9 protein-coding genes, 1 pseudogene and 1 riboswitch are annotated in these 15,127 nt (G+C 43.5%); of the genes and pseudogenes, 3 read left to right on the top strand and 7 right to left on the bottom strand.

Annotated elements, in window-relative coordinates; translation table 11 throughout:
• Positions 1–26 precede the first annotated feature (26 nt).
• From gabP to NST70_RS03625, 3 genes are all read right to left on the bottom strand, one after another.
• Positions 27–1,418, bottom strand: a complete 1,392-nt coding sequence (gene gabP / locus NST70_RS03635; protein WP_026684375.1) for a GABA permease — start codon at positions 1,416–1,418, stop codon at positions 27–29.
• Positions 1,419–1,462: 44 nt separating this feature from the next.
• Positions 1,463–2,800, bottom strand: a complete 1,338-nt coding sequence (locus tag NST70_RS03630) for an aspartate aminotransferase family protein (protein WP_061577688.1) — start codon at positions 2,798–2,800, stop codon at positions 1,463–1,465.
• 1,561 nt (positions 2,801–4,361) lie between these two features.
• Positions 4,362–4,826: a phage tail protein gene (locus NST70_RS03625; protein ID WP_179234253.1), complete on the bottom strand. Its 465-nt coding sequence runs from the start codon at positions 4,824–4,826 to the stop codon at positions 4,362–4,364.
• Between the two features lie 598 nt (positions 4,827–5,424).
• On the opposite strand from NST70_RS03625, the gene NST70_RS03620 reads away from it, so the two are divergent.
• Together NST70_RS03620 and allB are read left to right on the top strand one after the other, a co-directional pair.
• Positions 5,425–6,861, top strand: coding sequence for an NCS1 family transporter (locus NST70_RS03620; RefSeq protein WP_326242076.1), 1,437 nt, complete (start codon positions 5,425–5,427; stop codon positions 6,859–6,861).
• Positions 6,746–8,248 carry an allantoinase AllB gene (allB, locus tag NST70_RS03615; RefSeq protein ID WP_251459826.1) on the top strand — a complete coding sequence of 501 codons (1,503 nt, stop codon included), beginning with the start codon at positions 6,746–6,748 and terminating at the stop codon, positions 8,246–8,248. Before NST70_RS03620 ends, allB begins: the two co-directional genes overlap by 116 nt.
• A gap of 367 nt (positions 8,249–8,615) precedes the next feature.
• Here allB and thiW read toward each other — a convergent pair whose 3' ends face one another.
• The 3 genes from thiW to NST70_RS03600 form a co-directional block, all read right to left on the bottom strand.
• On the bottom strand, positions 8,616–9,134 hold the full coding sequence (thiW, locus tag NST70_RS03610) for an energy coupling factor transporter S component ThiW (protein ID WP_029141249.1): 519 nt from the start codon (positions 9,132–9,134) through the stop codon (positions 8,616–8,618).
• Between the two features lie 39 nt (positions 9,135–9,173).
• The gene (gene tenA / locus NST70_RS03605) at positions 9,174–9,965 is read right to left on the bottom strand and encodes a thiaminase II (protein WP_342475764.1); all 792 of its coding nucleotides are present in this window, start codon (positions 9,963–9,965) and stop codon (positions 9,174–9,176) included.
• Positions 9,966–10,001: 36 nt separating this feature from the next.
• Positions 10,002–10,091, bottom strand: a riboswitch (TPP riboswitch).
• Positions 10,092–10,421: 330 nt separating this feature from the next.
• Positions 10,422–11,315 carry an alpha/beta hydrolase gene (locus NST70_RS03600; protein WP_342475762.1) on the bottom strand — a complete coding sequence of 298 codons (894 nt, stop codon included), beginning with the start codon at positions 11,313–11,315 and terminating at the stop codon, positions 10,422–10,424.
• Between the two features lie 1,004 nt (positions 11,316–12,319).
• Between NST70_RS03600 and NST70_RS03595 the strand changes: the two are divergent.
• Positions 12,320–13,248 (top strand): annotated as a pseudogene (locus NST70_RS03595) (TIGR01777 family oxidoreductase).
• 450 nt (positions 13,249–13,698) lie between these two features.
• Here NST70_RS03595 and NST70_RS03590 read toward each other — a convergent pair.
• Positions 13,699–14,796, bottom strand: a complete 1,098-nt coding sequence (locus NST70_RS03590; protein ID WP_342475760.1) for a GH25 family lysozyme — start codon at positions 14,794–14,796, stop codon at positions 13,699–13,701.
• Positions 14,797–15,127 lie beyond the last annotated feature (331 nt).

Genomic DNA, 15,127 nt, shown 5'->3' with positions numbered 1-15,127 from the left:
AAAAGAGGCGGTGCTTTTTGCTGTGCTTAAGATTTTATACTTGAATCTTCACTATCCAGTGGCAGCACATTTGTTTTTTTAGGATGCAAAAGGAAATACGAGCCGACCACGAGAACGGCAATAAGCAAAGTCAGCAGTACTTGCGGACGCAATGAGTCGATAAAGATCATCGCGACTAAAACCGCAACAATGCCCAAAATGGTGACATAAGTTAAATACGGATACAGCCACATTTTCACCTTCAAGGCATCCGGGTTCGTTTTTTCCACCGTCCGACGCATGCGCAAATGGGAAAAGGCAATGACAAGGTAAACCAATAAAGCGATCCCGCCTGAACTGTTTACTAAAAACAAGAATACTTTATCTGGGGAAATATAATTAAAAATAACCCCGACATAAGCGAAAACCGTGCCGCACAAAACGGCATAAACCGGTACCCCGTTTTTATTTAACTTCAGAAAAATTTTCGGGGCATCGCCGGCTTTTGCCATCCCGTACAGCATCCGTGAATTTGTATATAAACCAGAATTCAAACAGGAAAGTACGGCGGTCAGCACAATGAAATTCATAATCTGAGCCGCTGCCGGAATGCCAACATGTTCAAGAACGGCGACGAACGGGCTCTTTAAAATATTCGCCGAGTTCCACGGAAGCAAGGTGGCTACAATCGCAATCGAACCGACATAAAAGATCAGAATTCGCCAAATGACACTGTTAGTAGCTGTTCTGACTGCCCTTTCCGGTTCGGAGGATTCCCCCGCCGCCACTGCCACAATTTCGGTCCCCATAAAAGAAAAGATGACAACCGTAATGCCCAATAAGACGCTACCAAAGCCATTCGGCATAAAACCGCCATTCCCTGTTAAGTTGGAAAGTCCTGGGGATTGGACGCCCGGAACGATGCCGAAAATAACGGAGAGGCCGAGCAGCAGGAATAAAACAATGGTGGCCACTTTAATGATTGAAAACCAATATTCGAATTCACCGTACGATTTAACGGAATATACATTTGTGAGCGTTAATAAAACGGTTAATATTAAACTTAAAAGCCACGATGGCATTTCCGGGAACCAGTATTGAATATTCGCTGCCCCCGCAGTTGCTTCAATCGCAATGACAATGACCCAAAAGAACCAGTACAGCCAGCCAATCGTGTATCCTGCCCAAGGGCCAATGGCTTCACGCGCATAGGTGGAAAACGAACCGCTTGTCGGGTTCACCGATGCCATTTCCCCCAGCATTCTCATAACAAAAATGACAAGTAAACCTGCCAAAGCATACGAAATGACTGCACCCGGGCCGGCCGAATGGATGACGGCGCCGCTTCCCATGAACAAGCCGGCGCCAATGACTCCTCCGATCGAAATCATCGTAATATGGCGAATTTTCAAGTCCTTCTTCAGTTGCTGATTCTCCAAACCCTCTCTCTCCTTTGAAGCGCATTTTCTAACAAGAAACGTTTTTACAATTGGGAGATGCTTTCTTTTAAAACTTGCACGATCGTGCGAAAGTCATCATCGGTTATGCTTAACGGCGGGGAAAGCTGCAATACATTGTTAAATCCAGCAACAGTATCACCGTTCTTGCCAATTAACAGGCCTTTTTCTTTGCAGGTGCTTATCACTTTATTCAGTTTTTCGACTGCAGCCGGTTCCTTTGTTTGTTTATTTTCCACCAGCTCAATGCCAATCAGCAATCCTTTTCCGCGGACATCCCCTACATTTGGATGATCCTTCAGGCTTATTAGCGCTTCTAGCAGCCGTTCACCCAGTATGCGGGAACGTTCAAACAACGCTTCATTTTCCATTAATTCCAAATTCTTTAAAGCCAGTGCACAGGCTGCAGGATTTCCTCCGAATGTGTTGACGTGGCGGAAACGGTCATAATCTTCACTGCCCGCATACGCCTCGTAAATTTCCCTTTTGACAGCAGTCGCTGATAGCGGGAGATAACCGCTCGTAATCCCTTTTGCCATTGTAATGATATCCGGCTTCACACCGTAATGCATAAAACCAAACGCCTTTCCGGTCCGTCCGAATCCGCAGATGACTTCATCACAAATCAGAAGGGCACCGTGCTTTTCGCAAATCTCTTTCACTTTCGCCATATAACCATCGGGCGGCAGTAAGATCCCTCCGCCAGTAATGATCGGTTCCATAATGACGCCGGCAATCGTTTCACTTAGCTCCCACGTCATTACACGGTCGATTTCCTTGGCACTTTCAAGCGTTTCCACGTCTTCCGGATGCCGGTACGTGTCAGGAGGTGCAACATGAAGAAATCCCTGTCCAAGCGGTTCATACTTATACTTTCTTTGTGCCTGGCCTGTTGCCGCAAGCGCCCCCATCGTATTGCCGTGATACGCGCGATAACGGGAAATAAACTTGTACCGGTCCAGGTCCCCTCTTTGCCGGTGGTATTGGCGGGCAATTTTAAAAGCCGTCTCATTGGCTTCCGAACCGCTGTTAGAGAAGAAAATGACGTAATCCCCGCCAAGCCATTCGTTTAATTTTTCGGCCAGCTGAATGGCAGGCACGTGGCTTTGGGATAACGGATAGTACGGCATCTCAAGAAGCTGCTTGTATGCCGCTTCCGCCAATTCTTTCCGGCCGTAACCGGTATTCACACACCATAACCCGGCCATCCCGTCCAAATAGCGGTTACCCTCAATGTCCGTTACCCAAGCACCTTCCGCTTTTGTGATAATCAAATTGGGCTGCCCGGGACTTGCGGCTCCCCTCATGGCATGCCATAAATATTTTTCATCTGTTTCCTGTAACGTTTTTGTTTGCAAATGCATTCATCCTCCCATCCCCTTGATTAAGTTACACGCTGTCGTCTTTTTTGCGCGTAAAAACAGTGTGCATCCTTCCCCCCATTTCCCGGCCAAAAGCAGCTCAATGGCAATATTCCGACTGCCTTGCTGCTGGCGGGTATGGGCTTCCGTTCTTTTGACGGTGCCATGTTCGCCCTGGCATGGCATTCATCCTGAAAAATGTACTGGATGACTTTCATTCTTCTCTGCGAAACGGGCGCCTCCCCACTGCCACCCATATCGATTTTTCGCCATCTGCCATGCCATACCCCTGTTCGAAGTCATTTTTGTAAGCGGATTCAGTGAAGGGTTTGACAAATGATTCACCTATTCACATTACATTCCGACAGAGAACCATCCTCCAACCATAAAACTGAAGAAACCAGTAGCCAGAATTTTGGATATAAAAGGGGTCCCCATGCCCGGAAAATCACAACGGTTGGCTAAACAACACTATGCGCATATTATAGAATGAATTTTTTCTCTTTTCAATACCTTTTTTCTGACCACAGGCAGAAAAGGTTTTATTGCAGCCGTGTCTGATCAAGATTGTAACCTATGATCGGGAAGATAACCACATAGAAAAGAGAAAACAGTTAACAGTTCGGAAAAAAATTAATTTTCCTTGGATTTTATGGAGGCGATTTCGAAAGGATGCTATAATAAAATTGCTCAAAGCTTGATCTGGGCATAGCATGAATGATGAATGGAGGTGTACGGCTTGAAAAGCTTCTTTTTATCTAAAACGTTTATTATTACTTATTTGATTGTCTTAGTTGCATTTGCATCACAAATAATGTCTCCAGCTATAAATGTTAATTATATTGCCTTGATCTTTGGATCTTTTGTGATCGCTGCAGTAATCACATTTATAATAAAAGCATTCATCAAATTAATAGATGTAATCACGAAAAAAACATCTTAAAAAAGCTCCTATATAAATGAACAAAATATCGCAGCTCCGTTGCCTGCTGAATAAAGTAGGCCTCATGCAAATTGCTGCTCATGCTTGATGAAAAACTTAAGTTTATTTTATATAATAGGGGCTTTTTCTTAACACCGTTGTTTTCATTTTAAACATTCGCATGAGTAGGCACCATCAGCAACTCGGCTTTCTACATTAAAAGAAAGCTCTTTTCGCGGCTACAAGAAGAGCTTTCTTTCATTTTTAAGCCAATTGCTTTTTCTTTTTAAGTGATTTGAAGAGTCCACAGCATTTTAGCAGTACATGCGTTCATACGGATCCATTCATCCGCTTTAGTCTTTTAAAATGGCAGCCATGGAGGTCCGGACCATTTACACTTATCTCATCTCTAAAATTCCCCAAACCAATTGGTTATTTATTTCCAGCAGGATTTGCATTTTTCTTTTTGAACAATTATAGCGGCTATCCCCCACTAAATCAAAGATCTAGAAAGGGACTGCGCTGCTATTAATTGTTCAATTTTGATTACTTATTCGTAACGAAAAGTAACTAGAGTTTGCCGGACGAATCAGCTTTTGGCCTGTTCTGACTCGTCCAGCAAGCTCGTCCAGATTATTGCTTTTAATACTCGCCTTTTATGACAAAAAATGACCCCCGTATGGTGCCGGCCAGTTTTGACTTTTGTCTGGCAAATTTAAACTTCCCTTCTAATTCCTTTGGTATTTCCATCCCCTCAGAAAGTTTAAAACCAACTGCCCGCTTCTTCGGATCATCTACGGAATACATTACATTGACAACGAGGCCGTCCTCGTAAAAGACGTAAGCAAATTGGATATTTTCCACTTGAAAACGCGAAGTTTCCAATGGCTTGGCTGCAAATTCAATGCCGCGTTCTTCTTTCAAAATCCTATTCACATATTCTAGGGTCTCTCCGCTTTCTGCAGCTGGCAAAACAGTAAATACGTGTTTGTATTTATTCATAAAATAGCGCGCCTCATTCGCACGCAAACCGGCTAGCGCCTTCGCAACAGGTGAAGACTCTAGACCAACATCAGACACATTTTTGAAATCAACGATATAGGACATGCGCAACGCTCCTTTTCCTAAATGAATTTGATGTAAACACAACAATATATAAAACCCATTCTATACTTAACCGCTTACAATATTTGTCCTCGCTCATCAGAAATGATCACTAATATTTTTGTGCTCTCACCTAGCATTTCTATTATAGCAAAATTGGTAGCACTGAATGGGGAAATTGCTGAGGCGAGTTTTCGATGCAAAACATCCATACAAATCCGGCCGTGACCATTTTTACTAAAAAATCCTGGTTGAATCATGTGCAGAATCTGCTGTTTTTACATTTCCTACAGCAGCGATTATTTGGATAAAGGATGTCTCCTCAAACCCAAGGCTTTTGTTTTCCCCAAGAAAAAATCTTTCAGGTCTCCCTCCTATTCATGTTAAGTTACCTTACATAAAAAACAAGGAAAACACCAACGCTGGTTCTACTTTATCTATTTTGAATAATAAATAGATCAAGAATTGTGCAAAGTTGCTAATGAAAACCGTTTATCCTTTGCTATATTAAGAATATAGATAACATTAGATGTAACATTAAATGACATCAATAGAGACAGCCCATTCCTTTCCGTAAATCTATTGAAAAGGAGCTGAAGCAATGGCTACTCAATTGGAAAGTGCTTATCCGCAACCGCAGAAGAAGGCGAGTATGGATCCCTCCCTGATCCCGAAAACAGATGCAGACAGAACAGTTGGCCCTTTGAATTATATTTTTATGTGGATTGGGGACGGCGTCAATATTGGAAACATTACGCTTGGCGCAAGCCTGATGGTGGCCGGGATGGCGATATTAAACATTTACCAAACTGTTGCTGCGGCATTGATCGCCATCAGTATGATTTCAACCATTTTTTCATTGAACGACAGATTAGGCTACAAAACAGGTATTCCGTACGTTGTCCAGCTGAGAATGTCCTTCGGCGTAAAGGGTTCGATCTTCACATCGCTTTGCCGCGGGATACCTGCCATTGTTTGGTACGGATACCAAAGTTGGATTGGCGGCACGGCTTTAAATGAAATGGCCAAAATTGCAACGGGCGGAGCTTTTGACAATGCGGCTGTTTGCTTTATCGTGCTCCAACTGTTTCAAATTGGGCTTTCTCTCTATGGCTTTCATGCGATTAAATGGGTGGAGACCCTGACTTCAGTCGTGATTTTAGCTGCGCTTTTCTATGTATGCAGCATTCTTCTCACATCCCATAGCGCCACGATTGCAAACAAATGGGTGCATGCAAAAGGAACGTGGGGGCTGCCATTCTTTGCTTTTATCATGACGTTTATGGGCAATTATGCCGCCATCTTTTTAAGTGCAGCGGATTATTCAAGAGAATTGAAAGCCGGGATCAGCCATACAAAAAGAAGGTTATTGTATTTTATTCCGATCTTTATCGCATACGGGTTTGCTTTAACGATGGGGGCCATGCTTGCTTCTGCTACTGGTATTACAAATCCAGTAAAGGCCTTTTCAGCAGTGGTCGATAATCCTTATATTACATTTTTCGTGTCTGCGTTTATCGTGATCGGGACCGTTTCGGTGAATATGGTTGCCAATATTATTCCGCCAACTTACGTCATTACATTGCTTACGAAATTAAAATTTAAGTATGCTGTCACCATTACAGGGCTGCTTGCTTTTGCATCTTTTCCATGGGTGCTTGTCCGGGATTCTTCAGCAAAGGGGCTCGACATTTTTATTCTGGCTTACTCGGCATTTTTAGGTCCGATTGTAGCCATTCTATTGATTGAGTACTACATCTTCCGAAAACAAAAGGTAAATATCGCCGACTTGTACGCGGAAGACGGGCCTTATTCCGGCTATAACCCTGCGGCTGTCATTTCATTAGTAATTGGCGCGGCTGCCGCACTTGCAAAAGTGGAACTGGCATGGATCATCGGCTTTGTTGCGGCTGGTTTAGCCTATGTCATTCTGTCAAAATACGCATTTCCATTTTCAAAATTTAAAAAGGATACAATTTTTCAAAATACAGTCGTTCTCGAACCAAATCACAGGGAGGGGATTCACAACGAAATATGATACGCTCATTAAAAATGGAAAAGTCGTTTTTAGAAACAGCGTTAAAATTGCTGATCTTGCCATCCAAAATGGAAAAATTGCTGTAATTGCGGATAAAATTGAGGAAACGGCAGAACAAGTTTATGACGCTTCAGACCAATATGTGATGCCGGGAATGGTCGATATCCATGTGCATATGTGCGAACCGGGGCGGACGGAATGGGAAGGATTTGAAACCGGAACAAAGGCGCTTGCCGCCGGGGGAACGACAACCTATGTAGATATGCCTTTAAATGCGCTGCCTGCCACGACAACAAAAGATGCTTTAGAAAAAAAGCTTGCCGCTGCCGCCGGCAAAAACTATGTGGACTACGCTTTTTACGGCGGATTAGTCCCAGGTAATCTCGATCAGTTAAAAGAACTTTCCGATTGCGGTGTTGTTGCTTATAAATGTTTTATGGCCAGCTGCGGAACCGATTTGCCGGGAGACTTTAAAAATGTAGATGATTACACGCTTTATGCGGGGATGAAAAAATTAGCCGAGCTGGGACATATTTTATTGATTCATGCAGAGAATGCCGCCATTACCGATGGGTTAGCAGAGGAGATGATTAAACAAGGGAAAACAAGCCCGGCTGATTATGTTGCAACACGGCCGGTATTTACTGAAGTGGATGCCATCAAGCGGGCGCTGTATTTTGCGAAACAAACCGGGTGCAAACTGCATTTTGTCCATGTCAGCAGTGCGGAAGGAGTGGAAGAAATTACGAAAGCGCGGAACGAAGGACAGGATGTCACGCTTGAGTCGTGCCCACATTATTTTACAATCACAACAGCCCAATTTGCGGAAATCGGCCCGCTTGCAAAATGTTCCCCGCCTTTACGCAGCGAAGCGGAGCAGGAAAAACTTTGGGAAGGATTGAAACAAGGAAAAATCGATATGCTGACATCCGACCATTCCCCTTGCCCGCCTGTAATGAAGGACAGCGAAACCGGAAATATTTTTGAGGTATGGGGCGGCATAACCGGGTGCCAGAATAATGTCGATTTGATGTTCGATGAGGCTGTCAAAAAGCGCAATATTCCCATTACGCAATTTACGCGCATGATTGCAACCAACCCTGCCGAACGTTTTGGCTTAAAATCGAAAGGGGAAATTGCGCTCGCAAAAGATGCGGATCTCCTCTTTCTCGATCCCGACCGGCCATACACGGTAAGTGCGGAAGACCTCTATTACCGCCATAAGCACAGCCCGTATATCGGCAGAAAAATTGATTGCCGGGTTACGAAAACTTTTGTAAGAGGACAGCTCGTATTTGATCTGGATGGCGGTGGTATCAAGGGTGAGCCGGTTGGCAAATGGATCCGGCCAGCGAAGGTTTCAGACTATGCCGGAGTGCCGTCATAATGCCAACAGCATCAGGCTCTGCTTTCAAGAGCCTGATTTTGCTGGCATAAATTTTGGCCGGTTATCAATAGCTGGCATCCTGTATGCGTCGTGGCAATGCCCTCAATCCTCCGTGGCTTCGTTCAAATGTAAATGTAAGAGGAAGCTCGTATTCAATCTGGATAGCGGCTGTATACAGGCGAGCCGGTTGGCAAATGGATCCGGCCAGCGAAGGTTTCAGACTATGCCGGAGTGCCGTCATAATGCCAACAGCATCAGGCTCTGCTTTCAAGAGCCTGATTTTGCTGGCATAAATTTTGGCCGGTTATCAATAGCTGGCATCCTGTATGCGCCGTGGCAATGCCTTCATTCCTCCCCGGTGTTTCGCTCAAAACTTACGGTTGCTTACGGTATGATTGATCATTCTGTCCCACCCTTTATTTTTTTGTAAAACTTTTATCAAAACATAGCCAAAAATGGCCCCTGCAAAAGAGCTTAAAAAGAAGGCAGGGATAAATCCGAAAAGCGTTGACGCTTGGCCGAGTAAGAAAACAGCAATGGGATAACATGCCAAGGCACCGAGAATGCCTGTCCCCATGACCTCCCCAACAAAGGCAAAAATGAGCTTATTCGTCTTCGCGTACAGATAAGCTGCCAAAAACGCGCCGATCATGCTTCCCGGAAAGGCAAAAATACTCCCCGTCCCAAGCAAGTTACGTAAAAGCGAGGATATAAAAGCTTGCGCAACCGCATAACCGGGGCCGAGCAAAACAGCCGAGAGTATGTTGGCAAAATGCTGTACCGGAAAAATTTTTGCAAAACCAACCGGGATATAAATCAAACTGCTGGATGCAGTTGTGATAGCTGCAATAACTGCAGTTGCTGTTATTTTTTGTGTTTTTCTCATTAGAACCAACCTTCCCTCCTTTTTAGTTGCGAATGAAAATCAGACCGGCCAGTCTTGTTTTTTATCGTTCATATCCCAAAATAAATACTCATACTTTGAGGCTATTTGAAAATGGCGTTCTAAGACTGCCAGTTCCGTTTCTGATTTTCCGCTTGCCAGTTGGTCCATTAAGTCAATTAACCACTGCGTTCCGGAGCCGAACGTTTCTGAAGAATAGGTTTCGATCCATTTCTTGTAAGGATTGGCCTCCAATGTGTCTCGATGATTTACTTTTAGCAGTTTCCCAATTTCCCAATAATCCCAGGCACACGGCAACAAGCAGGCAACAAGTTCAGCCAAGCTTCCATTGGCGGCCACTTGCAGCATGTAACTCGTGTAAGCAAGGTTGACCGGCGTTGGTTGGGTTGCTTCTAAATCCGTCCGAGTAACGCCAAACTCGGCAGCGTATTGGCGGTGCAGTTCCATCTCAAAATGCAACGATTCATGGAGCACCGCAGCAAATCTCGTCATCATGTCAAGGTTACCCGCTTTCACAACACCCATGGCAAACAGTTTTGCGTACTCAACTAAATATACGTAATCCTGCTTTAAATAATAGATAAATTTATCTCTTTCTAAAGTTCCGTTCCCCAGTCCTACGACAAAAGGATGGTTATGGTTTTTCTCCCAAATCGGTTGGACATTTTGATAAAGTCTTTCTGTAAAAGATCGTTTCAACAATGATTCCTCCTTGTTTACCGGAAAGCCGAATGCGGTTTGCAGGCTGGTTTCACCCTTTGCCCCGAGCAATGGCAGGAGGAGCATCCTCAAAATAAAAAAACCGCCCTCCATCGGAAAGCGGGTGTATCAATTACAAATCATCAGGTGTAATTTCATCACCTACTTCCCTTCGCTAGTACGAACTAGATCAGGTTCAAAGGGTACTTCTCAGCCAACCCGGCGCCCCTAGTAGATTATTATGAATATTCATTTACATTACTCTTACCATATCATAGTATCGTATTTTGTGCAACAGGAGATTTATTGTCCGTCTTTTAAGTTTTTGTAAAATATGGAAACAGAGCCAAAGAATGTTGACTCAAATGCTGCCCGTACCACGCTTCAGTTCCCGAGATACGGTATTTTTATTACAGCCAACCATATCAGTGATTACTTGCATGGATTTCCTTCTGCACGAAGGGTGGCAATCTTCACCATAGATAAACCCCCGTATTGATTGCGTTTTTATCGCAAACGGTTTATCATGTTTTTTTTCATTTATTTAGCTTGTTGCATTTGATTATCCAACTAGCCTTTTGTAATTTTATCAAAAAAGCCTATATAATCTACTATTGCATTTTCAAAATAATCACCTAAATAAATATCGAAATGTCCACAGTCATACTCTTTTATCGTTGCTTTCTTGGAGCGTTTTGCACACTTTATGGTTGCCCAAGCAGGTGCTAATGTATCTTTCCGACAAACCGCATAAAATATCGGTATTTCTATATTTTTAGTATATCTACTAGGAGAATATTTAAAAAATTCCAAAACCGTTCTTGCAGGGGCTTTATTCACAAACTTTAAATTTTCAGGCATCAACTTAAAAACCTCTTTGTAATCAGGAACAGCCATCATCGCTACTTTCCCAGGCGCATCCACCAATTTAATCATGACCGGATGATACCCGGTAATAGAAGATAAAACGTCGGCTATGGCAAAGGGTAATATTTTTAGGGCAGATAGTGGTGAGACCGTTTTCATTGTAGCTAAATTGTTTGTATAGGGACACTGTGCCACGGTTGCAAGAATATCTACTCGATGAGCTGATAGGGTTATAACGTGTCCCCCACTAAACGAACTTCCAAACAGTAGTATTTTACTATCATCAATCCTATCATTCTTTTTGATGAAATCAATGGCAGAGTTCCAATCTGCAAGTTGTTCTTTTACATTTATCCGTTGTCTTTTATTTCCGTCACTTGCTCCATGGTTACGATAATCAAATAAAAAGCAGGCATACCCGGCAGCAGCAAACCTTTCAGCATATGCGTCCAACCGCATTTCACGCACTCCACCCAAGCCATGAGCCATTACAATGACCGGGCACCTTTTATCTACATTGGGTAAATATAGCCACGCGCTGCATCTTGTTCCATTTGAATAAAAGTCAATATCTTCTCGTCGAAATTGATTGTTCATTTTTCTCCCTTCTCCCGCTTCAGGCGAGTACAAAACATTGCACGAAATAGAATTGACATATACGTATAAAAATGGCTCCACAGTGAACTACTTCCACTTCGACGGGTCACTCGAAGTAGGGGCTTCTCGACTTATCGTTACTTTTACGAGCTAACGAAAGCTGACCAAGTGAACTCTCTTGTTCCAAGCGTTTATGTTTCATACTAACCCCAATAAGCGTATGCCTTCTTGTTTGATATTGATTACGAATTATCGACACGGTCTGCTCTATAACCCCACGAAGAACAACGATAGATAGAGGCGGTTCCTCAAAATAAAAAAACCGCCCTAATCGGAAAGCGGGTGTATAAATTACAAATCATCAGGTGTCATTTCATCACCTACTTTCCTTCGCTCGAACATACTAGATCAGGTTAGAAAGGTACTTCTCTCAGCCAACTCGGTGTATCTAACAGATTTTTGTGAATATTCATTTTCATTGACCTTACCTTATCATAGTCCAATATTTTGTGCAAGAAGATTTATTATCCGTCTTTTAAGTTTTTAAATATGGAAACAAAGCTTAAGGAATGTTGACTCGAATGCTGCCCAAGCAGGAAGAATATACTTGCATTTTTCTGTTTCTCAATAACTCTTTTAAATGTTGTGGGGGGGGCTTAATGTTGGTTTGGTTATGATCAGACTACAATTTCATCTTTCCCAAAACAAAATGACCCCACCTGGTCCGCTTTCATGGAAGAGGCGTGGGGGGTTCTGTTATTTTAATTTTAATGGCTCCTGATATGATGATCCATAACTCATTTTATTTTATCAGCTCCATCTTGATTAAAATATTGTCTTCTATTACCTTTTTAATATCAGGACTGCTCCGGGAACATCACAGAAGGCTTTTTCCCATAAACAAGGACGAATGAGTTGGAAACCTTGATTTTTCATCATTCGTGCCCATTTATTCCTGACTTAAGTTGCAAACCGTGGAGAAATTTGCAGAACGGAGGGCAAAAATGAGGATTGTGATCGCTGGCGGGACCGGATTTATCGGGCGGAAATTAACGGATATGCTTCTTCGCGAAGGGCATGAAGGCTTCTTCGCGAAGGGCATGAAGTGGTCATTTTAACAAGGAAAGACAAGCAGCCGGCAAATCGTGTGCAGTATGTAAAATGGCTGGTGGAAGATGCTTCTCCCGAAAATGAAATAGGGAATGCGGATGTATTCATCAACTTGGCCGGCGTGTCCATAAACGATGGAAGATGGAGTGCCAAACACCAAAAACAAATTTATGAAAGCCGGATGTGCGCAACAGATGAAATGTTGCGCATCCTGTCTGCCATGCCGCGCAAACCGGCAGTGCTGGTCAATGCAAGTGCAATCGGCATCTATCCGCCATCACGCAATGCTGTGTATACTGAAAAATCATTGCAAAGGGCAAATGATTTTCTTGGCAGGACGGTATCGGATTGGGAAGCCAAGGCGAAGCAAGCAGAAAAACATGCCATCCGTACTGTCTTATTGAGATTCGGCGTTGTGCTTGGAAAGGAAAACGGAGCACTGCCCCTTATGGTATTGCCGTATAAATGGTTTGCTGGCGGCACAGTCGGTTCCGGCAATCAATGGGTCTCGTGGGTGCATATAACAGACGTAGTAAGATCGATCTTATTTGCTATTAAAAATGAGAACATCCGCGGCCCGGTCAATGTCACTGCCCCTTCGCCTATAACGATGAAGGCATTTGGCAAAACCATTGGTGCTGTTTTACACCGGCCGCATTGGCTTCCCGTACCTTCTTTTGTCTTGAAACTGGCACTCGGGCAAAAAAGCAGCCTTGTGCTTGAAGGCCAGCATGTACGCCCGGAAGTCCTCATGCAGGCAGGATTTGAATTCATGTTCCCGACGCTCCGGCAAGCTTTGGAAGATTTGCTTACAAATCCATAAGGGCAAAAAAGTACAGGCAACGAACGCCACGGCAGAAGGGCCCCTCTTCACACGCGCATAAAAATAAAGGTCTCCCAACAGCCGTCTTCCGCTGTTGGGAGACCTGGTTTCATCCTGATGGTAGGTCCCTGGTCTTTGTATTTCATTTCAACAGATACTAGAGGTACATGGCTATCCATTTGAAATCTGATACGCTTCTTTGCACCCCCAGCCTGAAAAATACATCATTCGCGATTTTGATTTTCTGCACGCGCTTTTACTAGACTTTCCAACCTTCATTACCGTTTTCAATGTCATCAATGGCTGGCATTTCCATTCAGACACCACGTCCGGAAAATGCGCATGAACTTCAACCCATTTCATACATATGCCCCGCGTTTTATTTTTATCCATCATGTACACAAACAAATACTGTTTGGTTATCTGCCGTTCCATTTTTTACAAAAAACCTTAGCCGCCAATGGCCTTGTTGTAAGTCAGATCGAAATCAAAATTTCCTTTTACGCCGTTGATCTTACAGTTTGTTTTACGATGCTGCCAAACGTCAGCCTGCATGCCGAGCGTTGCGTTATAACGTGAAATCCATAATAGATTCCCCTTGGGCAGTTTCGATGCATTTAAACGATTCTTGTAAAAATCGTAGTACGTATAGATCCCAGTATGTTGGAATCCTTTGCTTTTCAACTCGGTGATAAAGGCATCCACATAGCGGGTTAAAGTATCTTTGTTTTTCGATAGATTCTCGTATTCGACATCCACAAAAACATAGCCAATCTGTTGTTTCACAGGACTTAGCCTCTGCGCAAAATGGTCTGCCTCCTGTTTCGCGGCCGTTATGGAAGTGGCGTCAAACATGTGATAAACATGAACTTTTAAACCGGCTTTGGCTGCCGCTTTAACATCCTGGACAAAATAATCCTTGGTGCCCGTTTTTGGCAAATCGGTTCCCTCACTTGCTTTTATAATCGCATAGCTGAAACCCGCCGCTTTCACTTTTTTGAAATCAATCCCGTTTGTCCCGGATGGTTGCAAATATGATAAATCTATTCCCCGTTTGGCGTAGCGGACAATATGGGTATCGTAAGTTTGGGCATATCCGTAATAGCCGTCTGCATAACCAATGGTCAGCCAGTGGCCCTGTTTCGCATAAACGGTAACCGGCGTTGCGAGATAAAGCGTATTTTTCAATGTTTTTCCCGTACGAATGTCGTGCAAATACACTGTATCAGCAGCATAGCCGGTATACCACGCCTTTGGTCTGCCGTTTGCCACATATTTTTTATACGCATAGGCCGTTTTATTTTGAAATTGAACGCGGTAATAGCTGCCCGACGAACCGGTGACAAATACCGGTGCATTGCCGGGCAAAGTGCCAACTTTTTTGCCGGCGCTTGATGCTTTCGAAACAAGGTTCACCGATCTGGTTGCATGTTTGACAGTAATGGAAGATGCATGCACCTTGATGAACAAACCATTTGAAAAAGTGGGGAATACAAAAGCGAAAGCCATTACAAAAGAGATCACGCACTTAAATCCAAATTTGACCATCTTGTCCCCCTATGAATATATGAGATTACCTTATTCTAACATTTAATATAAGGGCTGTCATCGCCAGAATGATGCTCAAGTGCTGTGAGATATCAGGACGTCCTATAGCAGAATCTGGGTCAGCCATGAGACGACCCTTGCATTTTTTAAAACGATGCTCAATCAATAGCGTTTGCTTCGACATTGACGGGCACTGATTCTGGCCCGGCCTAAAATAGTAGTACCGGCCACTTTCCCTAATTTGCCGCGTTTCGGCACTGTCCAGGAAATGGCCGAAAATGGTTAAAAATACTTCAATTTCAGGACTTATATATCATTTTTTCAGGTGCTC

The organism is Weizmannia sp. FSL K6-0777, from assembly GCF_038593185.1.
Taxonomy (GTDB): Bacteria; Bacillota; Bacilli; order Bacillales; family Bacillaceae_C; genus Weizmannia; species Weizmannia faecalis.
The sequence above is the reverse complement of the archived record's forward strand: the minus strand, read 5'-3'. Positions and strand labels throughout refer to the sequence as shown.